Here is a 24,429-nt window from a genome sequence, read left to right as displayed (position 1 = left end):
AATTTTATGTCATCCATTACAAATGTTACAGAAGCCACATTCAAGCAAGAAGTCTTGGAAAGTGAAATTCCGGTATTAGTGGACTTTTGGGCCCCGTGGTGCGGCCCTTGCCGGATGGTGGGCCCAGTCGTAGATGAAGTTGCTGCTGAATACGAAGGACAGGTGAAATTTGTGAAGCTGAACACAGATCAAAATCCTACTGTAGCCAGCCATTATGGAATTCGCAGCATCCCGACGCTGATGGTTTTTAAGGGGGGTCGGCAGGTCGATACTGTCGTAGGGGCAGTTCCAAAAACCACCTTGAATAAGACCTTAGCACAGCATCTTTAATTTAAGTGAAAGGGGAGTAGGTAGAGACGCGATTAATCGCGTCTGTACTAGGGAGCAGGGAGCAGGAGGAAAATTCCTCTCCTGTGCACCCTTCCCCCTCCCCTTTTGCCTCTTCCAATCACCAATCATTCCCCACTCCCCAGTTCAGACGCGATTAATCGCGTCTCTACCTACTCCCAATTCCTAAATTCTGTTTCAACTAACGGGGAAAGAGCGAAATGGACTTGAAATTGCATGGTAAATCCGCGCTGGTGAGTGGCTCAACCGCAGGTATTGGTTTGGCGATCGCTCTTGGGTTAGCTCAAGAGGGTGCATCAGTGATTATCAACGGTCGGTCTGAAGAACGAGTAGCTCAAGCGATCGCTAAAATTAAGCATTCTACACCCGACGCGAAAGTTTCTGGTGTTGTTGCTGACACAGGTACTGCATCAGGGGTAGAGAAACTCTTTCAAGAGGTTCCTCACGTTGATATCCTGATAAACAATTTAGGTATTTACGAGCCAAAAAGCTTCTTTGATATTACTGATAAAGACTGGTTAAACATATTTGAGGTTAACGTCCTCAGTGGAGTCCGTTTGAGTCGGCAATATCTGCAAAAGCAGCTAGAGCAAAACTGGGGACGGATAATTTTTATCTCCAGCGAATCTGCGATTCAAATTCCCGTAGAAATGATTCACTACGGTACAACTAAGACAGCGCAGCTAGCCATTGCACGAGGTCTAGCAGAAATGACTGTCGGGACTGGAGTCACGGTAAACTCCGTCCTTCCCGGGCCAACCCGCTCAGAAGGAGTTGAAGAGTTTATCAATAACCTAGCGCAGGAACGCGGTATTGATCGCGCCCAAGTCGAGGCTGAGTTTTTTCAAAATGTACGTCCAAGTTCCCTGATCAAACGCTTTGCAACTAATGAAGAAGTAGCAGCGATCGTAGTTTACCTTTCTAGTTCTGTAGCTTCAGCAACTAATGGTGCAGCTTTGCGGGTAGATGGTGGCCTTATTCGGTCGATTGTTTAGTTTGTGGGGGAGTGGGGAGTGGGGAGCAGGGAGCAGGGAGCAGGGAGCAGGGGAAGAAAACGAATGACAAATGAAATGACTAATAACCAATGACCAATGACCAATGACCAATGACAAATGACAAATGACAAATGACAAATGACTAAAATAATTTGGAGATAAAATCAATGACTAGTGATATCAACTTATTCTCTCCTTACCAATTAGGGAATCTGGAACTACCTAACCGAATAGTAATGGCACCCTTAACCCGAAACAGGGCAGGACAGGGAAATGTACCACACCAACTGAATGCTACCTACTACGCCCAACGTGCTTCCGCCGGACTGATTATTGCTGAAGCAACACAGGTAACTCCTGAAGGACAGGGTTATCCCGCTACACCAGGAATTCATTCACCAGAACAGGTGGAGGGCTGGAAGTTAGTAACCGATACTGTACATCAGCTGGGAGGGAGAATTTTTCTGCAACTATGGCATGTAGGCAGGATTTCCCATCCTGACTTACAACCAAATGGAGCTTTACCTGTGGCACCTTCTGCCATTGCTGCTAAAGGTGACGCCGCAACTTATGAGGGGCCAAAACCCTTTGTTACTCCCCGTGCTTTAGAAACTTCGGAAATACCGCAGATAGTCGAACAGTACCGTCAGGGAGCAGCAAATGCTCTAGCAGCTGGGTTTGATGGGGTAGAAATTCACTCAGCTAATGGTTATTTAATAGATCAATTTCTGCGCGATCGCACCAATCAACGTACAGATAAATATGGCGGTTCCATTGAGAATCGCGCCCGATTCCTGTTAGAAGTCACAGAGGCAGTAACTAGTGTGTGGGATTCTAACCGAGTAGGGGTACGTTTATCTCCCAGTGGGACTTTTAACGATATAGGTGACTCCAATCCCCTGGAGACATTTGGTTATGCGGCTCAAGCATTGAACCAGTTTAATTTGGCATATCTGCATATTTATGAAGCAACAGAAGCAGATATCAGACATGGCGGCATAATTGTACCCACTAGTCATATACGCGATCGCTTTACAGGTACACTCATCGTCAATGGTGGTTATACTCGTGAAAAAGGCGATGCAGTACTGGCAAACAAAGCAGCAGATTTAGTTGCCTTTGGCACATTATTTATATCAAACCCAGATTTACCCCGACGCTTGGCTTTAAATGCACCACTAAATGAAGCAAATCAAGCAACCTTTTATGGTGGCGGTGAAAAGGGATATACAGATTATCCATTTTGGTCGGCTGCTAATGAGCCGATAGCTAAGGCATAATTCGTAATTCGTAATTCGTAATTCGTAATTATGACTTTATGACTGTACTTTGTGCGTGCCGTAGGCAAGTCGTTTGTTCTGAAACAAGGAATAATTTTTATTTTTGTTTTGTGAATAAATAGATTTGCTTGTATCCTAATTACGTTAGCGCAGTGGTAGCGAGTGTGCGTTCGCTTTTAGCGTCTCGTAGAGAACGTCATTACGAATTATTTGGTCATAACTCAACTATCAGGAGAATCTCATGAGTTCCATCACCCAAACTCAAGCTTTAGATGTACCAAGTGCGATCGCTAAACGTCGTTCCATCAAAACTTTTAAAACAGACCCCATCGCCCCAGAACTGCTCAAGCAACTGGTAGAGTTGACCGTGGCAGCGCCCAGCAGCTTTAATATCCAAGACTGGCAAATTATTCTTGTGCAAGATGAGGCGCAAAAGGCAGCACTAGCAGCAGCATCATGGAATCAACAGCAAATTGTCCAAGCACCTGTAACCTTCGTCTTTGCCGCCGATCCTAACGTAGGCGAACGAGACTTAACCCCAATTTTTGAGCGGGCAACTGAAACTGGGGCATGGAATGAAGGCACGGTAAACTACTTTAAAAGCGCCATCCCACAATTTCAAGCTGGGCTAGGCGACAAACGACGCGAATATGCGATCAAAGATGCCATCATTGCCGCAACTCATTTGGTGTTAGCAGCAGAAAGTTTGGGATTATCCACTTGTTTTATGAACGGTTGGATTGAGGATCAGGTAAAACAAGTGATTGGTGCTGGGGATAATCCAGATTTAGCGATCGCTGTTTTAGTTCCTGTTGGCTATGCAGCCGAACCACGCTTAAATCCCGGTCGTTTGCCATTCTCTTCCAACGTCTCTGTAGACAGAATTGGCAATCCTTATGCAGGGTAGCTTTTCCTAAATGGGGAATGGGGAATGGGGAATAGAGGATGAGTCTTTGATACTCGCCGACGAGTCTTTGATACTCGTGAACTGAGTCTTTGATACTCGCCGACGAGTCTTTGATACTCGTGAACGAGTCTTTGATACTCGCCGACGAGTCTTTTATACTCGTGAATGAGTCTTTGAACCTGCTCCCCCTGCCCCCTGCCCCCTGCCCCCTGCCCCCTGCCCCCACCCCAATCATGTCCTTACCCTCCTTCCTAGCGCGTCGTTCGTTCCACTATGCCTGGATCGTAGCTGGTTTAACATTTTTAGCATTGTTAGTAGCAGCCGGAATTCGCTCTGCTCCTGGAGTTTTTATAGTCCCTCTCGAACAGGAGTTTGGCTGGAGTAGAGCAACTATATCTTTAGCAATCTCCATTAACTTAGTACTTTACGGGTTGATTGGCCCTTTTGCCGCCACAGTTATGGAGCGGATCGGCATTCGCCGGATGATGGTGTTCTCACTTGCTGTCATTGCTCTCGGTGTCGGTTTAACTACTTTGATGTCAGCTTCCTGGCAGCTAGTTTTGCTGTGGGGTGTAGTTGTCGGTTGTGGTAGCGGAGTTATCGCCTTGGTTTTGGGTGCTATTGTTGTCAATCGCTGGTTTTTTGAGAAGCGGGGTTTAGTTCTGGGCATCTTAACCGCCAGTACAGCTACGGGGCAACTAGTATTTCTGCCGATGCTGGCCTCAGTAGCCGATCGCTTCGGATGGCGAACTGCTGCTCTGGCTCTGACTGGTGCAGCACTCCTAATTATTCCAGCGATCGCAGCCTTTATGCGCGATCGTCCGGCGGATGTCGGTTTGCGACCCTTTGGCGACAACAGCGAAACTGTGGAGGTGTTACAACCCAAAGTAAATTCCATCGCCTCTACCCTCAACGCCCTCTGGCTGGGAATGCGTAATCGAGACTTCTGGTTGTTATCTGGTAGCTTTTTTATCTGTGGTGCAAGCACAAATGGGTTAATTGGAACTCATCTGATTCCCGCTTGTATTGACCACGGTATCCCTGAAGTCAAGGCTGCTGGTCTTTTGGCAATCATGGGACTATTCGATTTTTTTGGAACTACTATGTCCGGTTGGTTATCTGATCGCTGGAACAATCGCTACTTATTGTTTTGGTACTACGGACTGCGGGGTTTGTCTTTGATTTTCTTGCCCTTCAGTTTCAACTTTTCCTTCTATGGACTTTCTATTTTTGCCGTCTTCTATGGACTTGATTGGATTGCTACCGTACCACCAACAGTCCGTCTTGTTGCCAATGTCTTCGGTAAAGAAAATGTCGGCGTGATGTTTGGTTGGATTGTAGCAGGACACCAGCTTGGTGCAGCGACAGCAGCATTCGGAGCCGGGGTGTTGAGAACTTGGACGGGTAGTTATTTACAAGCGTTTATTTTATCAGGCGTTCTCTGTCTAATTGCCGCAGTTTGTGTACTGCAAATTGGTCAAAGTCCCACTAAGGGCAATTCAGAGTTATCTTCAGTCACGCTCAATTCTTAGTATGTAAGATGAATGTCTTAATCGTTTATGCCCATCCAAATCCCAATAGTTTTAATCACGCCATCCTTGACTCTGTGGTAACTGGACTCAAACAAGCCGGTCATACTGCCAAAATTAAGGATCTTTATACTTTATCTTTAAAAATTATCCTTGATGCCGAAGATTTCGAGCAAATTGCCAACGGAAAAACGCCAGATGATATCTTAAAAGAACAACAAGATATTCTCTGGGCTGAGGGACTTATTTTCATTTACCCAATTTGGTGGTATGACCGTCCAGCTATTCTCAAAGGCTGGATTGATCGGGTATTTTTACAAGGCTTTGCCTTTGATACAGATGCCGATGGTATCAAAGGCTTACTCATGCACAAAAAAGCCATTATTTTTCAGACCACTGGCGGCACAGAAGCAATGTTTACACACATCGGCACTGATAAGGATGTATTCCGACACACTATGATGGAAGGTACTTTACAGTTCTGTGGCATTCAAAACATTATCTATAAGCCTTTTTATGGTGTGCCACATATTTCGCAAGCAGACCGAGAACAAATGCTGTCGGAAACTTATGAACTGGCTAAAAATTTCTAACAAGGAGAATTAAATTTATGGCAACAACAGCTTTAATTGTCGGTGCAGGTAGTGGACTAAGCGCATCTTTAGCCCGCCTATTTGCCAAAGAAGGATTTACCGTAGCTTTAGCAGCTCGCCAAATTGAAAAACTGACTCAATTGAGCAGTGAAATTGGCGCAGTTAGTTTTGCTGCTGATGCCTCAAAACCAGATGAAGTAGAACAGTTATTTATTGATATTGATAATAAAATTGGTTCCCCGAATGTTGTCGTTTACAATCCCAGTTACCGAGTGCGGGGGCCTCTTGTTGATCTAGACTCTGGTGAGGTGGCAAAAACTCTAGAGGTAACTGCTTATGGTGGCTTTCTCGTTGCCCAAGCTGCTACCAAAAGGTTTTTGCAACTTGGTGGCGGTGCTATCTTCTTTACTGGAGCCTCAGCGAGTGTCAAGGGTTATGCTCAGTCTGCTCCCTTTGCAATGGGTAAATTTGCACTGCGCGGTTTGGCTCAGAGTATTGCTAGAGAATTAGCACCAAAGAATATTCATGTAGCGCATTTCGTAATTGATGGTGCAATTCGTTCAGCAGTCCGCCAAGATCCAGCAGATAATCCTGATAGTACTCTTGACCCGGATGCGATCGCTCAAACTTATCTCAGCATTTTACGTCAACCCCGCAGTGCTTGGACATGGGAAGTAGAACTACGTCCGTGGGTAGAGAACTTTTAGCCAAAACAATTGTTACAAAAATAGTTTTGCAGGTATGAATATTGATTTTGGTGCAACTGCTACTGATTATGCAAAACACCGCGCTGGCTTTCCCAGTTCATTATTTAATAAACTGTCTGAATATGGTATAGGTTTACCAGGGCAGAATATTGTTGACCTTGGTACAGGAACAGGAACACTAGCGCGGGGCTTTGCCGATAGAGGTGCTTATGTGATTGGCATAGACCCATCAGTTTCACTTTTAGAACAAGCGAGACTGTTAAGCGAATCTATCGAACTCAAAGTAGATTATCGAGTCGCAACTGCCGAGAATACCGAGTTACCAGATGCAAGTGCGGATGTGGTGACAGCTGGACAGTGTTGGCATTGGTTTGATCGTCCCCGGGCTGTCCAGGAAATTACTCGGATATTGAGAAGAAATGGCTCAATTGCGATCGCTCATTTTGATTGGATACCCTTAAAAGGTAATGTAGTTGAAGCCACAGAACAACTGATAAAAGCTCATAATCCAGTGTGGGAAATGGGCGGACGTAATGGATTGTATCCCTTGTGCTTACAAGATATTGGAGAAGGAGGATTCCGCGAAATCCGCACATTTTCTTATGATGTATTTGTACCTTATACCCACGAAGATTGGCGGGGTCGAATTCGTGCTAGTGCTGGTGTAGGAGCCAGCTTGATACCAGAAAAGGTAGAAGTATTTGACCGAGAACTAGCGGCATTACTCGAAGCAAAATATCCTACACCAATTCTTCAAGTTCACCATCGGGTTTGGGCAGCGATCGCCAAATCACCGCTATGAAAAGCTCTATGTTTCATCCAGAGAAAGCCATCACTAGCGGCTGGCTATATGTCAATACGCTTGGGTTAAGCATTTTTTCTCTTCTCTCTGCTTCCTCTGCGCCTCTGCGGTAGCCTGCGGCAAGCCGATGCAGCGTCTACGTTAAAAATTTGACTTTAACCCAAGCGTATTGGGCTATATGTTGCTAGTGATGGCTTATTTGCAGTAGATAGACGAATACTGCAATAGTTAAAACTAGTCTTGCTTAATAGGTTTGATTCTAGCGATCGCTTGTAGTAACATTTTTGGCAGCCAAAAAAGATAACAATATAGTTGTTTTGCCTGACTATAAAGCGAGAATAACTTTCTTTCACTCAATAAAGTATATGGTCGAACTGCTCTGAGAATTTCTGCAAATTTATCTTCCGCCGCAGTTTGAACTGAACCACTTACAAAATAACCTTGTAAATGTGGAGGTAAGCGCCAATTAATTTTAGGATCTGGCTGGTGTATTACAGGCTCAACATTTCCCCGCCATGCAACTCCCATAATTTGCATAGTTTGATAGACCATTGTGTTCCATCCTTTCTCTTTTAAGTAGTCCAAGCCTTGGCCTACGTCGGGAGAAGCCAAATCATGAAATAAAATTAAAGCATCTGCTTCTGCAAGTTGTTCGCAAATAATTGTATCATTGAGCGGAGCTGGTGCTTCGTGATTACCATCTATAAATATCAATGACCATTTACGTTGAAATTTATTTGCTATTTCTTCTACTTTTTCAGGGCTACATCCTGGTATTAGATTCACAGATTCCTTAACGCCTGCCGACTTTAGTGATTCTGTGACGCTTTCATTAAATAATTGTTCGGATAGCATCGGATCGATTACATCTAGCTCTACTCCTCCTAGAGCCAAATGACAAGCTGACCAACCCATCCAACAACCTATTTCTAAAGCTTTTTTACCCTTAAATTTTAAGGCTGTATTGTATAAAATATGAGCTTCATCTCTGCTGACAAATCCTACATTCTGCTTTCGTTTATCCACGTACCAGTTATGAGTAATATCCCGCCGCAAGTAAAGCCAAAAAGAATCAAATTTATTTCCTAAAATTATATTGGGAAAATAGGAATCTGGCTGGATAGTGGAAAATCCTGACGAAACATAATCTCCTTTTGGCAATAAGTTTACTTCAATCACTTTTACTGTTTTTTCACTCATAAGTTACTCTCTAAGTCTTTGAAATTCTAGATTTTGGGTTGACAATTTAACTTCAACAACTTCTCGAAAAGCGACATCTTCTCTACAGATGAGCTTCGGACTACACCTCCAATACGGTTCGGTTAAGATCCCCCCGCCTACGGCGACCCCCGATAAATTGGGGGTAAATAGGAGGAAAAGCCCCCCTTTTTTAAGGGGGGTTGGGGGGATCTCCGAGAGCCAAATATACTAACCGAACCGTATTGACTACACCTCCATCCATAACTAAAGCAAGCTAACGTTAAACCCAACACAAATAACCTCTTGGCGCTCAAGTGCAGCAAGCGGCTGATAAATCCTTAATAGGGAATAAAATGGATGTTAACCACCTAGTACCGCAAGGCGTAAATAAACATACCATTTCAAATGGCGCAAAAGCTTGGAATACAATTATGCGTGACTTTTGACTTTTGATTTTTGACTTCTGCCTTGCGGTACTAGCCTGAAGTTATCGATTTGAGATTCACTTTCAAACAACGATTTCCAGGCAAAACCTGAAAATGTCATCCAGAAACTAAAAAGTTAATTTTTTTTAAGGATCTCGTCTTTTTTAATAATGCAAAATCAGTAATAGCCCAGCACAATAGTCCAGTATGGGGCTTTAGCTCCATTCCTGACAGCGATTTTCCATCTTACCTCTAGGGCAATACTTTTGGGTATAAAGTGCTAAAATGCTTACGTTATATACATTTTTGCAGTTCTTAGGGACTTCCAAATAAAAAAATACTCAAAAAACTGGCGAAAAAACTCTCTCCTCCTTATTCCTCTGTGTTCTCTGTGCCTCTGTGGTAGCCTTCGGCAAGCCGCAAAGCGTCTACGTTTATTTGGATAATTTATTTCTTGGAAGTCCCTTACCCTCATTTTTTTCAGATTTTGTGAGAAATGCGAAAGAGGTGTCCGCACCATTCACTTAAAAAACAATCGCACAATTTTAGGAAAAATAACCATGATTGATCTTTATTATTGGACAACCCCAAACGGTCATAAAATTACGATTTTCTTAGAAGAAGTCGGTTTGCAATATACCATAATTCCTGTGAATATTGGGGCTGGGGATCAATTTAAAGCGGAATTTTTAAAGATTTCTCCTAACAATCGCATCCCCGCGATCGTTGACCACGAACCAGCAGATGGAGGTGCGCCGATTTCGGTATTTGAGTCTGGTGCAATCTTGCTGTATTTAGCAGAAAAAACCGGTAAACTAATCCCCCAAGATTTACGTAATCGCACTAAAGTTTTAGAATGGTTGTTCTGGCAAATGGCAGGGCTGGGCCCAATGGCCGGACAAAATCATCACTTTAGCGCCTATGCTCCCGAAAAAATAGACTATGCCATTAACCGCTATGTGAATGAGACGGGACGCTTATATGCAGTGCTGAATAAGCAATTAGCAGATAGAGAATTTGTGGCTGGCGATTATTCCATCGCCGATATTGCTGCCTATCCCTGGATTGTGCCCTATGAGCGCCAAAGTCAGAATTTAGAAGATTTTCCTCATCTCAAGCGGTGGTTTGAGGCAATTAAAGCCCGTCCAGCAACAATTCGCGCTTACGAGAAAGCAGAAGCACTGAAAACTCAAGCGCTTGATCCAGATAAGTCACGAGATTTGTTATTTAACCAGTCGGCGAAGACTATTCAACCTTGAGCCTAATGAAATTGTCTTGTCACTGTGGCGATCGCTAAGTTAGCTCTAATCCCAGATCATCAGTCGCAACTATGAGCAACGATTTCTCACTATATGACTCAAAGTGTGGTGATAACTATTGAGTCTAGCTTTAACAAGATTATGCCGTCTCACGCAATCTTCCGAAAACTAGCGTTATCTTCCGAAAAATTCAGTGTAGCTTCTTAAATCCTTGAGGAGTGATGCCGATATATTTACGAAAAACCTTGGTGAAATGACTTTGACTTTGAAATCCTACTAGTTGGGAGACTTGTATAACTGATAATTCTCGCTTCGCAAGTAAATACTTTGCTCTTTCCACTCGACATTTAGTGACATATTGATGAGGTGCTATTCCCATTGATTGCTTAAACAAGCTAGCAAAATAATGCGGACTTATCTGTGCAATCGCAGCAATTTCTGCTAAAGACAAATTTTGGTCTAAGTTATCGTTGATATAGGCGATCAACTAGTCTTTAACCTCTTAACTCTGTGTTCTCTGTGCCTAATAAGGTTAAATAAAAGACTTTTGAACCGCTCCAGACGCAAAGAAGCCAGTGCGCCCTTGCGGTTAAGAGACTTGAAGCAACTGGCGCGGCACAGAGAGAAAAAAAGAGATTTTACCAGTCACCTTGAAAGGGCTAGTCCTACTCTCTTACTTCTCCAGCCCTTCCCCTTCTGCAAAAAGTCTATTCTAGAAGTGCGAAAACTCAAACTACAGGAGAATATAGCAGTGGGTAGGTTAGCAACGGACATCGCAGGCAAAACACCTGTCTCATTAGGACTGTTGGGCGCTGCTGCTTTCATGGTGATTGCTGATGCACGGGTGATTGACCCTCTACTGCACATTATTGCCGACGAGTTTAAAGTCGGTGTTGGCAGTGCTGCGGTGATTATCTCCGCATACACGATTCCCTACGGGCTATTTCAGTTAGTCTATGGCCCATTAGGCGATCGCATCGGTAAACTTAAGGTAATTACAATAGCACTGGCAGCATTTGCTGTGGGTACTGCTGTTTGTGCCTTTGTCTCAAATATCGTCTTACTTACCTTGCTGCGGTTTCTCACAGGGATGGCTGCTGCTGGGATCATCCCCGTCACCCTAGCTTATATTGGTGACAACTTTCCTTATGAAAAACGCCAAGCTGCGATCGGCAAGTATCTAAGTGCCTTCATGCTAGGTCAAATTCTGGGTGGTAGTTTGGGCGGCATCTTTGGGGAATATATCAGCTGGCGTGACATCTTTCTTTTATTTGGTATCGTCTCTCTTGGTATTGCTGGACTTTTATGGCGGGGGACACGCCATCTGGGCAATGTTCAACGTCCCCAAGATCAAAGAGGTAGGATAACATTTCGACCTTATTACCAACTATTAACGCAACCGATCGCCCGGACTGTAATTATAGGGGTGTTTGTGGAAGGCTTTTGCGTCTTTGGGGCATTTGCTTACATTGGCGCATTTCTGCGCGATCGCTATAGTCTAAGTTATGTAGCGATCGGGTTTATGCTCAGTGGTTTTGGATTCGGTGGACTGATTTACAGTCGCTCAGTTAAATGGTTCGTCAGGCGACTGGGTGAAATTGGTTTAATGGGAATGGGAGGAGGCTTGATGTCTATCAGCTTCTTAGCGATCGCATTATTCCAGAACTGGATGCTGTTTATCCCCTTGAGTATTTTAATAGGATTGGGCTTTTATATGATGCACAGCACCCTCCAAACCCAAGCCACTGAGCTTTCCCCAGAAGCACGAGGCACTGCTGTTTCGCTGTTTGCCTTCAGCTTGTTTGTCGGGCAGGGAATCGGCGCAGCAGTATTTGGTAGGATTGTGGATAACTTCGGCTACATTTATTGCTTTATTGTCGTTGGTGTAGCGATCGCTCTGCTCTCTGTTTGGCTAGTCAATCAGAAGCAAGTCGTACCTAACTAAAACTTTTATAGATCAATCTTTGGCGCTAGTAATCAAATTTCCTTGCTTACTTTTTGATTACTTATCAGCTTTAGCATCACTTTGAAACGCCCCTGTAAAAACGTAAGCGCATTATATTGCTAGACACAGACAGATTAACAATTCAAAATGACGCTCGCGGACTCGCTCATAGCGTTGCCATGCCGAAGGCTTTACGCTGCGCTAACAAAATTCACGCATTCAAACATTTTAGACATTTTCAGACGAACGCGAATGCGTCTCTAAGAGTTGAGAAGTGCTAAGCGATAGGTTAAGAGCGTTGTGGCAACTACGTTCGATTTAAACCCCGACTTAAAATGATCGGAGGCGGAGTGGCTCCGACTCCGCACTACGTGTAATGTTTGGGGTCTTAAACCCTTTAATTTCCGATAAAACCGATGATTTTTCTAAAATCTGCATAAATGGCTAAAAATCACCAGATAAGAGCATCTACCAAGGTAACTTAAAATATGGACGCTCCTTTAAGGAGATTCTTGGCTGCTGGGCGAAACCGAAGTTTGTTAAACTTTAGAAGATTACACTTACCAGAGAAAGTAAAAGACCGAGCAGAAGTAATTAAGTTGGAATTAGCTGCTGTTAGAGAAGAAACTGACTTAAAGTATTTAGACGAATCAGGTTTTGTGCATGGAACAAATGTGGTCATACCTAACAAAGGATTGTTTGACCTTTCCCAATCCTGTTAGAATGCATCGATGTCAAAAAAGCAACATTTCTTAAACAAAAAACCCGGTTGGTCTTTGGATGAGCGAGATCCAAAGTTCATAGAATCTCTGATGCCCCTGTTGGGCTTTTTCTATCACTACTATTTCCGAGTTCAAACTAGTGGCTGGGAGAATATTCCACCCCAAGAAAAAGTCCTATTTGTTGGTTCGCATAATGGGGGACTTGCGGCTCCCGATATGACAATGGTGATGTATGACTGGTTCCGAAGATTTGGTGTCGAGAAACCCGTTTATGGTTTGATGCATCCCAAGGCTTGGCAGGTTAGCCCGCCACTAGCGCAACTGGTTGTTAAGGCTGGAGCAATCATGGCTCATCCGAAAATGGCTTACGCTGCCTTGCGTTCTGGAGCGAGTGTGCTAGTTTATCCAGGTGGAGCCGAAGATGTCTTCCGACCGCATTATTTACGTAACAAAATCTACTTTGCGGGGCGACAAGGATTTATCAAGTTAGCGTTGCGGGAAAATGTGCCGATTGTCCCTGTGATTTCTTGGGGCGCTCACGATACGCTGATTATACTGGCTGACTGCTACAAAATTGTGCAGCAACTCCATGAATGGGGAATGCCTTGGCTGTTGGGGATTGATCCGGAAGTTTTTCCGATCTATCTTGGACTGCCTTGGGGATTAGCAATTGGCCCGTTACCCAACATTCCATTGCCTGTGTCCATTTACACGCGGGTTTGTCCGCCAATTGTATTTCAACGCTACGGCCCTGAAGCAGCCAGCGATCGCTACTATGTCAATGAATGTTATGAATTAGTTGTTAGTCAGATGCAGCAAGAGTTAGATCACTTAGTGAAGCTAACTGCTAATAGTTGCTAACAATATGGACAAATGTCCACTCTGTTAGTTTAGAAGTTTAACCTTCACTGGGGAAACTACAATCCCCTCTATCCCTTGGGCAAAAGCTTCAGGGATTGCTTTTCTCAAGATGTTGAGAGATCCATTTACGTCTGCATTAATTAGCTGATTACCACTTGCTCTGTAAAGACCACGTTTGATTCTCTTGCCACTAAAAGTAGCAAGCGTACCTTTTTTATAAACTGGTATCTCGTCTTGATCCAAAAAACTTGCAATACTTGTATAGCTGCTAACGCAACGCTTACAGTCGGGGATTCAGACCCGCGACTGAATTGTTGCACCACCAAATCTACGATTTGGTGGGGGTGCAAAAACGCCGGTTATTCAGACGCTCGCGGACTCGCTAACGCTGCGCTATCCGCAATTTCTGTCAAAATACCCAACTGAATTCTGACTCCTGACGCATGTATTCTGTTCGATAACTCATAACTATTTTGCTACCCACCACTGACTGGTGGAATCAGCACGACTTCATCCCCATCTTGTAGTAGGGTATCTGGTTCGACAAATATTAGATTAATTCCAAAGCGGGTGATGTCTCGCCATTGGGAGAGTTCGGGGTGTTCAGCTATGAGGCGATCGCATACTGTTTTGACTGGCATACTATTGGGAAATTCCAGCACCAGTTCCGAAACCTTAAAGGCTTCTTGATAAGCAGCGAACAATTTGACGGTAACGGTGATTACAGATTTAGACATACAACATGCTTTGGCAGTACCAGCAAGTAATTTAATACTTGACAAGCACCCTGAACTCTTGGGCTTAATTATACATTAATAAGTACATGATTTCATAAGTTCATAGCGAAAAAATGTTTCTTAATCCAACATTTCTGGGTCAATTCCTAAAGCGTTGAGTTGTTCAATAGAGAGAGTACGCAATTTCTCTACAATTCTCTCCCGCTTTTGTCGCTCAATGACAGCCCGTTCCTCACCTGTTAGCAATAAATTTCCTTGTGCATCCCACCAGCGCAACCAAGGTAACTCTGCATTCTGATAAAATCCTTGCCAAATTCCTAACTCTACCCCCATAGGAGCAATTGGGTAATGTCCTCGTTCATTGGGTTTCATTAGTTGATAAGTATTATCCACTAGGTGATACACCTCAATCTGCGCTTTTGCTACTTCATAAATTCCATAATAAGGCACTCGAATTGCCTGCTCATAAACCCAAAATTTACCAACATTTCCACCATCCCGTTGAGATGGCGGTGTGTTATCTCGTTCTTCTGAACCATCTCCAGAGACAAATTCCAGCACAATTAAGGGTGCAACATACTCCTTCCACAGCACATAAGAACGCCGCGTTTTACCGTCAAGGGTCGGTGGTACATTGGGTACATAAAACCAGTCTGGTGCTTCAGCCCCTTTCTCAGGAGGATCTGTCAATCGCCAGTAGATGCCTAAATCCTGTCCAATACAATATTGACTATCAGGATAAAGTTCCTCTAAGACAAGTTTAATCGAGTCAGTGAGTAAAATACTTTGCGGATGCTCTTGCCAGTTTTTCACGAATGTACCATCTGAGTCTGGTAACTGGGTGTGGTCAGGTAAAGTTAATGCCGATAGGGAAGTCACAGGCTTTAACCAAGATTATATTTGTATTTTATTTATTATCCTAATAAATTAGGACTTACGCACTGTACAAATGCATCGTGATGTGAATTAACGAAAATCCGTTGTTTCAGGCTTTTTTTAATTATCCTGCGATCGTAAATAGGCCATGCTGTAGGGGCACAGAAAAAGCTCATAGGTGTAAACTTAACGTAAAAGCTATGTCCCGCAAGGAACTTCAGTTCCTTGGCTTTTAGCGAAAGTCTTCTTTTGATGACTAAATATAGCCAAAAATCTTTAGTCTACTTCAGTAGACTTTAGCTAAAAGCCAAAGAACTTTAGTTCTAGGCGGTTGAGTCAAGCCGAAAGTTTTGCTATTTTTAGCTTAAGTTGACACCAATGAGCAATGCTGTGCCCTTACGAAAGATGTGGTTTTTTACTTACTCATATTTGCGATTTCTTGTCAATGCGTAATTCCTATAAATATAACAAGCTTTGTTGTCCTAGAGTACTTGAGACTTAGGAATTTTGCACCTATTAAATTCGCAATCAAGTACGTTCTTTCAAATTAGAGATGCTTACAAAAACATTGCATCTCAATTGTTAAGTTGTGCTTTTGTTACTTTGCCTTTGGTGTCAGTTTATTGCTATTTGATAAGTTATCAAGCGTGTATTAAGGTCAACAACTACCGTTCCACCCCGATATTTATCTACCTGCCGCCAGACATCATAGCCCATCAGAATTGCCTTCTCCCAATCACCCAACGAACACTGAGAAACTTCTAAATGCGATGTCATATTTTTGATAGTTTTCAACAACTGATAATCTATGACTGTAACACCTTCTAAGAAGCCGTGATCTTTGGCATAGGCGAATACGAGTGCTGATATACCTTCCTCAATAGCTATTGCACGACCACCGTCTTCAACCTCATCAATGCGGAGATTGCTTTTACGCTTACATTTAAGAATACTACGAGTGACCACAGACCAACCTAAAACTGCGGCGTAGGAAAAATGGAAAACATCATGAAAGCGGTAGCCATCGCTTGTATAAGAATTATCGGTGAGGTCATTTCCAATTTGTTTTTTGTTGACAAATGCCTTCATTTTGATTGAGTTATCTTTGCTTACCTCCGTAATTTCTACTTCAAATTGTCGTGGTAAACTTTCATTTTCAGGAAAGTCATTGTCGAATATGTAGGTTGTAGCTTTATCATCTATCTGTGCTGAATCTCTCCATCCCCAACGGTCACGGCACTTTCTCAGATTATCTTCCGCAATTTCTTCCAAATTAAGGTTAAACTTGCTTGCCAAGTTGGAAATATACCAAAGCATATCTCCCAATTCTTCCGCGATGCCTTCTTTAAATAGTTTGTGTGCATCACCGTCGCGTAAATGTTTTTTATACTCAGTCATCAATGAGCCAACTTCACCCACTAAACCTAGTAGCGGTATGATTAGTTCAGTACCTTCGACAGCAGGAATTTGGTCTGTCTTCAGTGCTTGTGTTTGATACTCAGAAAAATTCATAATAGACATATCCAATTTTAAAATTGTTGATTATAGTGATTCTCTGAAGGATGAAATATAAATCTGACGATGAATAAAAAGTATCACCATTAGAAAATTAAACTATATTTATAGAGAATTACTAGGAAAAATAATTGGTTGTGTACTAACTGAAAGACGTAACGGATGGTGTGGGTATCCATACTTTGTTAGAACTAGGCAGTAAAGAGGTTGTTTATCAGAAATTAGACTTAACACTTCTTTTTCACGGTTCTGAATTCTGGGATATTTCCCCGCACCCCATGCCAAAATAATTAAGGCAGCGCGTTTTGTTGCTACTTGAATATAGCAGTTGTTTTTTGGCCCCACAGGGTTATCTACTTGGCAAAGTTCACGGGGGTTTGTAGCACAATAAGCAAATAGATTAACTACTTCAAGAGAACCATATTTCCAAGACTTAGCAAAGTCAATACATCTAGTGAGGGTGTGATCATTTTTCTTATCATCGGCGGTACTTGGGTTAAGCATCACAAAAGTAACTTGAGGTAAACTTATATCCCATTTACGCCGCAGTAAGTAGCGATACTTTCTAGTGATGTCGAACTTAGCATATCCTTTTATGTCCATGTATTTTACTCTGAATTACTGTGGATTAATAAAGAGCCGCTTCTCTTAAAACAGACACAACTGTTCATGTTTTTCCATTTCTGGATTTTGTAAAACTTTTGATTTTTTTCTCTGAGTCTCTTGTTCAGATTTTTTATATTGTTTTGATACATTATTCGGAATTTCAGATGTTGTTTTTACCTGAGAATCTAGCTCCAAAGATAATTGCTGACAATTACTATTATTTAATATTTGCAAATTAGTAATCTCTAATGTTGGCAATCTCTGTGCTAAACTTTCTTTAACTTTATCATTAATACACCATTTGGGTGGATAAAAATAATCAATTGCTTGAGGCGTTGAAGTAAATTTTGATTTGATTTTTTTGCGATTACTTTTCAATTCGGGAAATGCTGCTCGGCAGTATTTATCAGTTTCACAAAAAAGATTTTGACAGTCTATAGCCTGTAGTGGACGACTCCAGAGTGATTGAAAATTTAACCCCAAACGCTGAAACTCTTTTTCTTGGTTTTCAGTCATCCAATGAATGATATCAGTATATGTTTTACCATCTGTATCAAGGAAACACTTGCTGATACCACGTTCGGCTCCTGGGCCTGCTATAGTAAAACTGTTTTCGTCAAAGTTGATAATTTCACTATAATTAATATCTGTCGCTAATTGGTAAGCCATAAACTTACCTAGCAATGGATATTCTTGAAGAATCTGAAAAACGCCTCCAAACTTTTTAGCTTTTACTATGCGATTGACTACTCTATCTTGGACAACCATTTTATCAATTAATGCCAAATGATTCTGGTGTTTTTTATCATAACCAAACTCTTTGCTGGCACAAGACATATATGCACTGGTATAAATTACATATCCAAGATTCATAGCATCTTGTAATATATCTGAATACACATTTGAGTCGAAGTTAGATAGTCTAATATAGTCTCCTATTTTGTTTTCTAAGTATTCCCATGTTTCTATTTTATTAAAGATTTTAAATAGTAGAATCCGTAAAATTACTTCTTCTTCGTTCTTGCTCCTATTCTCATCGTAAATTACGTTTTTTATCAAATATTGTGAAACGCGATCGCTTGCTCGATATGCATTACAAAATTTATAAGTGTTAATAATCGGGTCACCCGTCCAGGGTGGTGGTACATTGTTAATTTTGTTGAAAAATACTTCCTGGCGCATAGTAGCAAATCGCCAATAAGTATCAAAAATTTCTTGTCTTACTTGCATACACGCTTCTCCTGGTTTGTCGTCATCAGTTTCAAACCTTCCTTAATTATGAGGTACTAATCCGAGTTTATTGGGGTTAAGCTCAAAACGCCGATTGTGATATATCTTGAGAATCAACTAGGTAAAAGCAATTCCAGCATAAATAATTTTATTCATACAATACAGGGTAGACAATTTTGCCTACCCCATACAGATTTTACACAGTTATGTGAAACTTATTTAAACTACGCACGTTACCGCAACTTACCCAATACCCGGAGATTATCTAACGTCAAAGTATCACCAGCAGCCAAATTCCGCAGCAACTGCTGGATAATACCCGATCGCAGTTTTTGCAAAGCATCCTTAAAGCTAATTTTCAGCAACTCTTTTTAACTTTTATCCACGGAATAATATGATTTTCATGAAACACTAGGATCATCAGCAGTTTTGATCTCTCGCAAGATTCGTTCGACTTGGTTAGCTTTTTCACCTCTATTCTGTTCTTTGAAGATTTTTAAAGCTTTTTCTAAAGAAGATAGCGCCTCGTCTTTTTTATTTGTTTGCCACAATGCCAGTGCAAAATTAGTCAGCCCCTCGCCATAATTAGGATTAATTTCTAGAGCTTTTTTATATTGAGTAATGGCTTCTTCCCAGCGACTTTGGCTAGCGTAAACCATACCCATCGCATTGTAAGCTAGAGCGTATTTTGGCTGGAGGCGAATAGCTTCTTGATAAGAGCTAATCGCTTCTTCTGATTTCTTTTGCCGAAAAAGCACATTTCCTAGTTGAAAGTGTCCAAAGGCATCGTCTGGAAATTGTTTAATGAATTTGCGTAAATTTTCCTCTGCACCTGTCAACTCTCCCTGATTAAATAAAGCATTGGCTTGTTGCAGCATCTGCGATCGCTCTGATGGCCCTGTGTCTGAAAACTGTGCTAGTTTTTGTGGTTGTCTCTCAACCGACTGTCCAGGGGAATGCAAAGAAAGTTTTGCAGGAACCGCTAACGCTAATGGTGATAAACCAATTACAGTGATAATACTCAGCGTCATGCCGCCAAAAGATTGAACAAATGCTGATTTCAGTTTGCGCTTCACCTTCATCGCTCTGAATGCCTCAATAATGTTTTAATCTTTATGATAAATGAGGTATGTTATCGCGTAATGCATCACAAGACAGACCGTAAGCGAATTTCTCCGGAACGCGCGATCGCCCAGACACTGAGAATGATAATCTTAATTTAGAGCTTTCATGCACTAGCAGCTAGCTCTGATTCAGGTAGAAAAGCTAAAACGATATCTGTTGGAGAAACACCCATCGCTATCAAATCTTGGGTTATGCCGTGTTCTATGCCGTCATATTCTATATAAACCTTACCATTTTGTAGCATGACATAAATTAGATTTCCTCGAACTCGCCGTCCTCTATCCCAACCCACTTGCATCAAAGCACACCTATCGTGCGTTTCATCAAAGATTGGGTCAAGTCGAATATCTCCATGCGAGGGACGTAGTTTAGCATATTGTATAATTATCTGCTTGACTATTTCTCGATAGGTCGTGTTGGTATCCATTGTATGACCTCTACTGTTTTTAAATTGATGATAATTAATTTCAGTGGCATTTCTGTAATTACTAGTTCGCCAATTGGTTCATTGAAAATATTGCTATAGATAGTATCTGTAATCGCTAAATAGAGTTCTCGCTCTGGTTCTATTCTACTGAGTAAAAGCTGATAGAGTGTATACTGTCCAATCGCTTGTTCTAAATCAGCAATAACAGATTGACCGCGAAAATCTTTAATTTCAATTGCTATTCGCTGATTTTCTTTTGTTGCACCGATAAAACTTCCTTGAGCTTGGTTAACTGTTGATGATAAAGTAGCAGCCAAATCTATAAATAAGAATCTATCCCCGTAAGAAATAACATAAGGATCGTCAAAATAATTCGTAATTTATAATTCGTAATTCGTAATTATTACCCCACGACTGAAGTCGGGGGCCTAATTGAGGAATAAATTTATTTGTCTCCATAAAATGTTAGTTAGTTGCTCTGTACCTTTAATTACGAATTACGAATTACGAATTACGAATTAGTAATTATTTGGTCAGTTATTTTCCAACCATCTTTAATAATCGCTTGCTTGACTAGATTGTGAATGCTATCTCTTGGTGGCATTAATTAATCAAAAGTAAGTTAATACTAGGATGTATTTCATAGCTATGTATAACGGATCATATTGTGAGCCTCATAGAAAGGCATCTCCAATACAGGAAATGCCTTTCCAAAATCTAAAATTTCTACGCTCCTTCCCGCAATTTATCCAACACGCTTCTATCTTCCAATGTCGAAGTATCCCCAGATACCTCTTCACCCGCAGCTAGATTCCGCAGCAAGCGCCGCATAATCTTACCCGATCGCGTTTTGGGCAAAGCGTCTGTAAAGCGAATTTCTCCTGGACGCGCGATCGCACCAATTTCTTTGACAACGTGCAGTTTGAGTTCTTTACTTAGTTCCTCACTTGCCTGATAAGTGCCTTCTAAAGTCACAAAAGCAACTACTTCTTCACCCTTAAGTTCATCTGGCTTACCCACTACCGCCGCTTCTGCAACTGCTAGATGCGAAACTAAAGCTGATTCTACTTCCATTGTACCGAGTCGGTGTCCTGATACATTCAATACGTCATCCACACGACCCATTACCCAAAAGTAGCCGTCTTCATCAAGCCTTGCGCCATCACCAGCAAAGTAAGTATAGTTACCATCTTTGGGCGGAATGTGTTCCCAGTAGGTGCGGCGGAAGCGTTCTGGATCGCCGTAGACTGTCCGCATCATTCCTGGCCAAGGATGTCGCACTGCTAGATAACCGCCTTCGTTATTGGGTACGGTGTTTCCTTCTAAATCCACGACATCTGCAATAATTCCTGGGAAGGGAAGAGTTGCAGAACCAGGTTTGGTGGGAATTGCTCCTGGTAGCGGTGTAATCATGATACCGCCGGTTTCCGTTTGCCACCAAGTATCAACAATTGGACAGCGATCGCCACCAATTACTTTCTGATACCACATCCAAGCTTCTGGGTTAATCGGTTCGCCAACGGTTCCCAGCAAACGCAACGAAGATAGGTTTCGCGCATTGGGATGTTGTTCGCCCATCTTAATAAATGCCCGAATTGCCGTAGGTGCAGTATAAAAAATATTAACGCCGTATTTTTCAATTACATCCCAGAAACAGCCAGGATTAGAAGTACGGGGCGCACCTTCATACATAACCGTGGTTGCACCGTTAGAAAGCGGGCCGTAGACAATATAGCTATGTCCGGTAATCCAACCTACATCTGCGGTACACCAATATACATCTGTATCTTGGAGGTCAAAGATCCACTTGGTAGTGATATGGGTATACAAATTATAACCAGCAGTTGTATGCACAACGCCCTTCGGTTTGCCCGTGCTGCCAGAAGTGTAGAGGACAAACAGCATATCTTCGCTGTCCATTGGTTCGGCGGGACAATCGGCTGATGCACCTTTTTGCAAATCATGCCACCAATGATCGCGTCCCCCCAATTGCATATAAGTTTCTTGTCCGGTGCGCTTGACAACTAGGACATTTTCAACACTGGGAACAGCACCATCAGCTAAGGCTTTGTCTACCTGTTCTTTGAGAGGAACGATCGCATCTTTGCGCCAACCACCATCAGCCGTGATTACTAGTTTAGCTGTGGCATCAATTAAGCGATCGCGCAAAGCTTCGGCACTAAAACCACCAAATACCACGCTATGAGGTGCGCCAATTCTGGCACAGGCTAACATAGCGATCGCAGCTTCGGGAATCATCGGCATATAAATACCAACGCGATCGCCTTTTTGTACACCCAGTTGCTTTAACACATTGGCAAACTGGCAAACTTCTCGGTGTAGTTGGGCATAAGTGAGGGTACGCGAATCACCTGGTTCTCCTTCCCAAATCAATGCTGCTTTATTTTTGCGCCAGGTAGTGAGATGTCTGTCAAGGCAGTTGTAAGAAATATTAATTTTACCACCAACGAACCATTTAGCAAAAGGTGGTTGCCAATCTAATACCGTATCCCATTTTTGGAACCATTCTAATTCTGTTCCAGCCAAATCTGCCCAAAATTGTTGCGGATCAGCTTTAGCTTTGTCGTAGAGGCGCTGATAGTCTTCCAGACTTTTGATATGGGCATTCTGCGAGAATTCCGAGTCAGGATGAAATAGGCGATTCTCTTGTAGGATTGATTCTATAGTTGGTTGAGACATGGTTAGTTATGAGTGCGATCGCTATTGTTACTAAAAACTATTCTTAGCTTAGTTGTGCTAGACATTGTTTAGATTTTCGTTAAGCTAGGTAAAAATTGCCGAGTTATTTAGTTTACATTCATTTTCATCTAGCAAAAGCAAGCGATCAAGAAATGTAAAGAGGTTACATTGCAACCTATCTACCGCGAATGTTGCAAAATATAAGTAGTCTGGACAAACAACGCCTGAAACTATGACACTCACCGTCGAAGCTAGCAGCCTATCTCTCAACGATGTTCATCGCTTTCTCAAACTAGAAGAACTTTCCAATGGTTCATTCACAGACTTTTTAACTCTAGAACCACTCTCTGAGTTTGAACAGCAGGATTTATTAAAAATCAGAAACGACTTCCGTCGCTATTTAAGCGCTAGGAAAATTTCTGAAGGTTTAGTTAAATTCTTAACGATCGCACCCTTGATGCGGTTAGCTGGGTTTTACGATGTGCCGATTCGGTTGACAATGGAAGATAGCATTGCGACCGCAGTCGAAGATGAAGACAAAAGAATTACCGGACGGATGGATATTTTAGCAATCAACAGTCCTCAAAGTAATATTGCGCCGCCTTTTTGGGTTGTAGTAATTGAAACGAAAAATAGTGCGGTTGAAGTGGGTGAGGGTTTACCTCAATTACTCACTTATGCTTTTAAAAGTTTAGACCAACAACCATCAGTTTGGGGTTTGGCAACTAACGGACTGCGTTATCAATTTGTTTATTTAAGACATGAACAGCAACCTACTTATCAGTTAATGCCATTATTAAGTCTGAATGAATCTCCCGGTGCAATTGAGTTGTTACAAGTTTTAAAAGCCGTCTGCAAGTTACCGAATTTTCAGTAAAATGAACGTAAATCGCGGAGCGATCGCTGATGTCTGAACCTGCTACCCTAGAAATCATCTCTGATAATATTTCAGACGACGAAGTTATTTTTCCTCCTGGCGATATACTGAGTGACGAACCACCCTTGGAAAGTGACCTGCACCGTGACCAAATCGATTTGCTGATTCGCATACTTAAATTGTGGTGGCGAGAGAGGCAAGATTTTTATGCTTCTGGCAATTTGACGATTTACTACAGTCCTAACCAGAAAAAATCAGAACATTTCCGTGGCCCAGACTTTTTTGTAGTTTTGGGAACCCAGAAAAAAGACCGTAAGAGTTGGGTAGTTTGGCAAGAAGACGGCAAATATCCCAACCTGATTGTGGAAATTTTGTCAAGTTCAACCACAGCAGTTGATAAAGGTTTAAAAAAACAAGTTTACCAAGATACCTTCCGTACACCAGATTATTTCTGGTTTGATCCTGTAACAATGGAACTTCAGGGATTTCATCTAGTTGATGGTAAGTATCAAGAAATTCAAGTAACCACTGATGGACGTTTGTGGAGTCAGCAGTTAGAACTTTATTTGGGAGTTTATGAAGGTAAATTAAGATTCTTCACTACTGAAAATCAATTGATACTATCATCAGAAGAATTGGCCCAACAAGAACGTTTACGTGCCGAACAGGCAGAAGAACGTGCCGAACGAGCAGAGCAAGAAATTGCTCGACTGCGGGAGGCTTTACGTACACAGGGCATCGACCTAGAGAGTATTTGATGACA

28 protein-coding genes are annotated in these 24,429 nt (G+C 42.1%); 14 read left to right on the top strand and 14 right to left on the bottom strand.

The features are described from left to right. Positions 1–6 precede the first annotated feature (6 nt). The 8 genes from trxA (at position 7) to LC653_RS23530 (ending at position 7,161) form a co-directional block, all read left to right on the top strand. Positions 7–330 carry a thioredoxin gene (trxA, locus tag LC653_RS23565; RefSeq protein ID WP_012412473.1) on the top strand — a complete coding sequence of 108 codons (324 nt, stop codon included), beginning with the start codon at positions 7–9 and terminating at the stop codon, positions 328–330. A gap of 218 nt (positions 331–548) precedes the next feature. Further along, the gene (locus LC653_RS23560) at positions 549–1,343 is read left to right on the top strand and encodes an SDR family NAD(P)-dependent oxidoreductase (RefSeq protein WP_229497152.1); all 795 of its coding nucleotides are present in this window, start codon (positions 549–551) and stop codon (positions 1,341–1,343) included. A gap of 167 nt (positions 1,344–1,510) precedes the next feature. Continuing rightward, positions 1,511–2,623, top strand: coding sequence for an alkene reductase (locus tag LC653_RS23555; RefSeq protein ID WP_229497151.1), 1,113 nt, complete (start codon positions 1,511–1,513; stop codon positions 2,621–2,623). A gap of 241 nt (positions 2,624–2,864) precedes the next feature. Continuing rightward, positions 2,865–3,530 (top strand): nitroreductase family protein, encoded by a 666-nt coding sequence (locus LC653_RS23550; protein ID WP_229497150.1) that lies wholly within the window; start codon positions 2,865–2,867, stop codon positions 3,528–3,530. A gap of 233 nt (positions 3,531–3,763) precedes the next feature. Beyond that, positions 3,764–5,062: an MFS transporter gene (locus LC653_RS23545; protein WP_229497149.1), complete on the top strand. Its 1,299-nt coding sequence runs from the start codon at positions 3,764–3,766 to the stop codon at positions 5,060–5,062. Positions 5,063–5,070: 8 nt separating this feature from the next. Beyond that, a complete protein-coding gene (locus LC653_RS23540) occupies positions 5,071–5,652 on the top strand; it encodes an NAD(P)H-dependent oxidoreductase (protein WP_229497148.1) in 582 nt (193 codons plus the stop codon). Between the two features lie 17 nt (positions 5,653–5,669). Then, positions 5,670–6,359 carry an SDR family NAD(P)-dependent oxidoreductase gene (locus tag LC653_RS23535; protein ID WP_229497147.1) on the top strand — a complete coding sequence of 230 codons (690 nt, stop codon included), beginning with the start codon at positions 5,670–5,672 and terminating at the stop codon, positions 6,357–6,359. A 34-nt stretch (positions 6,360–6,393) separates the two neighbouring features. Then, positions 6,394–7,161 (top strand): class I SAM-dependent methyltransferase, encoded by a 768-nt coding sequence (locus tag LC653_RS23530; RefSeq protein ID WP_229497146.1) that lies wholly within the window; start codon positions 6,394–6,396, stop codon positions 7,159–7,161. A gap of 234 nt (positions 7,162–7,395) precedes the next feature. Here LC653_RS23530 and LC653_RS23525 read toward each other — a convergent pair whose 3' ends face one another. Continuing rightward, positions 7,396–8,361 (bottom strand): class I SAM-dependent methyltransferase, encoded by a 966-nt coding sequence (locus LC653_RS23525; protein WP_229497145.1) that lies wholly within the window; start codon positions 8,359–8,361, stop codon positions 7,396–7,398. A 985-nt stretch (positions 8,362–9,346) separates the two neighbouring features. Between LC653_RS23525 and LC653_RS23520 the strand changes: the two genes are divergently transcribed. Beyond that, the gene (locus tag LC653_RS23520; protein ID WP_229497144.1) at positions 9,347–10,045 is read left to right on the top strand and encodes a glutathione binding-like protein; all 699 of its coding nucleotides are present in this window, start codon (positions 9,347–9,349) and stop codon (positions 10,043–10,045) included. Positions 10,046–10,235: 190 nt separating this feature from the next. Here LC653_RS23520 and LC653_RS23515 read toward each other — a convergent pair whose 3' ends face one another. Continuing rightward, complete coding sequence (locus tag LC653_RS23515; RefSeq protein WP_229497143.1) at positions 10,236–10,532, bottom strand: helix-turn-helix transcriptional regulator; 297 nt, start codon at positions 10,530–10,532, stop codon at positions 10,236–10,238. Positions 10,533–10,592: 60 nt separating this feature from the next. Between LC653_RS23515 and LC653_RS23510 the strand changes: the two genes are divergently transcribed. From LC653_RS23510 to LC653_RS23500, 3 genes are all read left to right on the top strand, one after another. Further along, the gene (locus tag LC653_RS23510) at positions 10,593–11,990 is read left to right on the top strand and encodes an MFS transporter (RefSeq protein WP_229497142.1); all 1,398 of its coding nucleotides are present in this window, start codon (positions 10,593–10,595) and stop codon (positions 11,988–11,990) included. A 488-nt stretch (positions 11,991–12,478) separates the two neighbouring features. Next, complete coding sequence (locus LC653_RS23505) at positions 12,479–12,712, top strand: hypothetical protein (RefSeq protein ID WP_229483811.1); 234 nt, start codon at positions 12,479–12,481, stop codon at positions 12,710–12,712. A gap of 9 nt (positions 12,713–12,721) precedes the next feature. Further along, entirely contained in the window at positions 12,722–13,573 is an 852-nt protein-coding gene (locus tag LC653_RS23500) for a lysophospholipid acyltransferase family protein (protein ID WP_229497141.1), read from the top strand. A 24-nt stretch (positions 13,574–13,597) separates the two neighbouring features. Here the strand turns inward: LC653_RS23500 and LC653_RS23495 are convergent, their stop codons facing one another. From LC653_RS23495 to acs, 12 genes are all read right to left on the bottom strand, one after another. Next, positions 13,598–13,816, bottom strand: coding sequence for a hypothetical protein (locus LC653_RS23495; RefSeq protein ID WP_229497140.1), 219 nt, complete (start codon positions 13,814–13,816; stop codon positions 13,598–13,600). A gap of 233 nt (positions 13,817–14,049) precedes the next feature. After that, positions 14,050–14,310 (bottom strand): MoaD/ThiS family protein, encoded by a 261-nt coding sequence (locus LC653_RS23490; RefSeq protein ID WP_229497139.1) that lies wholly within the window; start codon positions 14,308–14,310, stop codon positions 14,050–14,052. A 120-nt stretch (positions 14,311–14,430) separates the two neighbouring features. Then, entirely contained in the window at positions 14,431–15,189 is a 759-nt protein-coding gene (locus LC653_RS23485) for a Uma2 family endonuclease (RefSeq protein WP_229497138.1), read from the bottom strand. A gap of 612 nt (positions 15,190–15,801) precedes the next feature. After that, positions 15,802–16,698, bottom strand: coding sequence for a nucleoside triphosphate pyrophosphohydrolase family protein (locus tag LC653_RS23480; protein ID WP_229497137.1), 897 nt, complete (start codon positions 16,696–16,698; stop codon positions 15,802–15,804). Positions 16,699–16,806: 108 nt separating this feature from the next. Beyond that, positions 16,807–17,304 carry a DUF1643 domain-containing protein gene (locus LC653_RS23475; RefSeq protein WP_229497136.1) on the bottom strand — a complete coding sequence of 166 codons (498 nt, stop codon included), beginning with the start codon at positions 17,302–17,304 and terminating at the stop codon, positions 16,807–16,809. Between the two features lie 45 nt (positions 17,305–17,349). Continuing rightward, a complete protein-coding gene (locus LC653_RS23470; RefSeq protein WP_229497135.1) occupies positions 17,350–18,537 on the bottom strand; it encodes a nucleotide kinase domain-containing protein in 1,188 nt (395 codons plus the stop codon). A 233-nt stretch (positions 18,538–18,770) separates the two neighbouring features. Then, complete coding sequence (locus LC653_RS46330; protein ID WP_267923162.1) at positions 18,771–18,902, bottom strand: hypothetical protein; 132 nt, start codon at positions 18,900–18,902, stop codon at positions 18,771–18,773. 36 nt (positions 18,903–18,938) lie between these two features. After that, a complete protein-coding gene (locus tag LC653_RS23465; RefSeq protein ID WP_229497134.1) occupies positions 18,939–19,619 on the bottom strand; it encodes a tetratricopeptide repeat protein in 681 nt (226 codons plus the stop codon). 146 nt (positions 19,620–19,765) lie between these two features. Continuing rightward, the gene (locus LC653_RS23460; RefSeq protein ID WP_229497133.1) at positions 19,766–20,089 is read right to left on the bottom strand and encodes a XisI protein; all 324 of its coding nucleotides are present in this window, start codon (positions 20,087–20,089) and stop codon (positions 19,766–19,768) included. After that, on the bottom strand, positions 20,059–20,469 hold the full coding sequence (locus tag LC653_RS23455; RefSeq protein WP_308189130.1) for an element excision factor XisH family protein: 411 nt from the start codon (positions 20,467–20,469) through the stop codon (positions 20,059–20,061). The genes LC653_RS23460 and LC653_RS23455 overlap by 31 nt, the downstream gene beginning before the upstream one ends. 131 nt (positions 20,470–20,600) lie before the next feature. Next, positions 20,601–20,693: an element excision factor XisH family protein gene (locus LC653_RS47435; RefSeq protein ID WP_372478212.1), complete on the bottom strand. Its 93-nt coding sequence runs from the start codon at positions 20,691–20,693 to the stop codon at positions 20,601–20,603. Positions 20,694–20,815: 122 nt separating this feature from the next. Beyond that, positions 20,816–22,789 (bottom strand): acetate--CoA ligase, encoded by a 1,974-nt coding sequence (gene acs / locus LC653_RS23450; protein ID WP_229497131.1) that lies wholly within the window; start codon positions 22,787–22,789, stop codon positions 20,816–20,818. Between the two features lie 232 nt (positions 22,790–23,021). Here acs and LC653_RS23445 point away from each other — a divergent pair, with 232 nt between their 5' ends. Together LC653_RS23445 and LC653_RS23440 are read left to right on the top strand one after the other, a co-directional pair. Then, a complete protein-coding gene (locus LC653_RS23445; RefSeq protein WP_229497130.1) occupies positions 23,022–23,666 on the top strand; it encodes a restriction endonuclease subunit R in 645 nt (214 codons plus the stop codon). A 29-nt stretch (positions 23,667–23,695) separates the two neighbouring features. Further along, positions 23,696–24,424: a Uma2 family endonuclease gene (locus LC653_RS23440; protein WP_229497129.1), complete on the top strand. Its 729-nt coding sequence runs from the start codon at positions 23,696–23,698 to the stop codon at positions 24,422–24,424. Positions 24,425–24,429 lie beyond the last annotated feature (5 nt).

This window comes from Nostoc mirabile CHAB5784 (assembly GCF_020829645.1).
GTDB lineage: Bacteria > Cyanobacteriota > Cyanobacteriia > Cyanobacteriales > Nostocaceae > Nostoc > Nostoc mirabile.
The sequence above is the reverse complement of the archived record's forward strand: the minus strand, read 5'-3'. Positions and strand labels throughout refer to the sequence as shown.

Coding starts and splice junctions, on each gene's coding strand:
- trxA (WP_012412473.1), top strand. CDS start 7: ATGTCATCCATTACAAATGTTACAGAAGCCACATTCAAGCAAGAAGTC.
- LC653_RS23560 (WP_229497152.1), top strand. CDS start 549: ATGGACTTGAAATTGCATGGTAAATCCGCGCTGGTGAGTGGCTCAACC.
- LC653_RS23555 (WP_229497151.1), top strand. CDS start 1,511: ATGACTAGTGATATCAACTTATTCTCTCCTTACCAATTAGGGAATCTG.
- LC653_RS23550 (WP_229497150.1), top strand. CDS start 2,865: ATGAGTTCCATCACCCAAACTCAAGCTTTAGATGTACCAAGTGCGATC.
- LC653_RS23545 (WP_229497149.1), top strand. CDS start 3,764: ATGTCCTTACCCTCCTTCCTAGCGCGTCGTTCGTTCCACTATGCCTGG.
- LC653_RS23540 (WP_229497148.1), top strand. CDS start 5,071: ATGAATGTCTTAATCGTTTATGCCCATCCAAATCCCAATAGTTTTAAT.
- LC653_RS23535 (WP_229497147.1), top strand. CDS start 5,670: ATGGCAACAACAGCTTTAATTGTCGGTGCAGGTAGTGGACTAAGCGCA.
- LC653_RS23530 (WP_229497146.1), top strand. CDS start 6,394: ATGAATATTGATTTTGGTGCAACTGCTACTGATTATGCAAAACACCGC.
- LC653_RS23525 (WP_229497145.1), bottom strand. CDS start 8,361: ATGAGTGAAAAAACAGTAAAAGTGATTGAAGTAAACTTATTGCCAAAA.
- LC653_RS23520 (WP_229497144.1), top strand. CDS start 9,347: ATGATTGATCTTTATTATTGGACAACCCCAAACGGTCATAAAATTACG.
- LC653_RS23505 (WP_229483811.1), top strand. CDS start 12,479: ATGGACGCTCCTTTAAGGAGATTCTTGGCTGCTGGGCGAAACCGAAGT.
- LC653_RS23500 (WP_229497141.1), top strand. CDS start 12,722: ATGTCAAAAAAGCAACATTTCTTAAACAAAAAACCCGGTTGGTCTTTG.
- LC653_RS23490 (WP_229497139.1), bottom strand. CDS start 14,310: ATGTCTAAATCTGTAATCACCGTTACCGTCAAATTGTTCGCTGCTTAT.
- LC653_RS23480 (WP_229497137.1), bottom strand. CDS start 16,698: ATGAATTTTTCTGAGTATCAAACACAAGCACTGAAGACAGACCAAATT.
- LC653_RS23475 (WP_229497136.1), bottom strand. CDS start 17,304: ATGGACATAAAAGGATATGCTAAGTTCGACATCACTAGAAAGTATCGC.
- LC653_RS23470 (WP_229497135.1), bottom strand. CDS start 18,537: ATGCAAGTAAGACAAGAAATTTTTGATACTTATTGGCGATTTGCTACT.
- LC653_RS23465 (WP_229497134.1), bottom strand. CDS start 19,619: ATGAAGGTGAAGCGCAAACTGAAATCAGCATTTGTTCAATCTTTTGGC.
- LC653_RS23460 (WP_229497133.1), bottom strand. CDS start 20,089: ATGGATACCAACACGACCTATCGAGAAATAGTCAAGCAGATAATTATA.
- LC653_RS47435 (WP_372478212.1), bottom strand. CDS start 20,693: ATGCCACCAAGAGATAGCATTCACAATCTAGTCAAGCAAGCGATTATT.
- acs (WP_229497131.1), bottom strand. CDS start 22,789: ATGTCTCAACCAACTATAGAATCAATCCTACAAGAGAATCGCCTATTT.
- LC653_RS23445 (WP_229497130.1), top strand. CDS start 23,022: ATGACACTCACCGTCGAAGCTAGCAGCCTATCTCTCAACGATGTTCAT.
- LC653_RS23440 (WP_229497129.1), top strand. CDS start 23,696: ATGTCTGAACCTGCTACCCTAGAAATCATCTCTGATAATATTTCAGAC.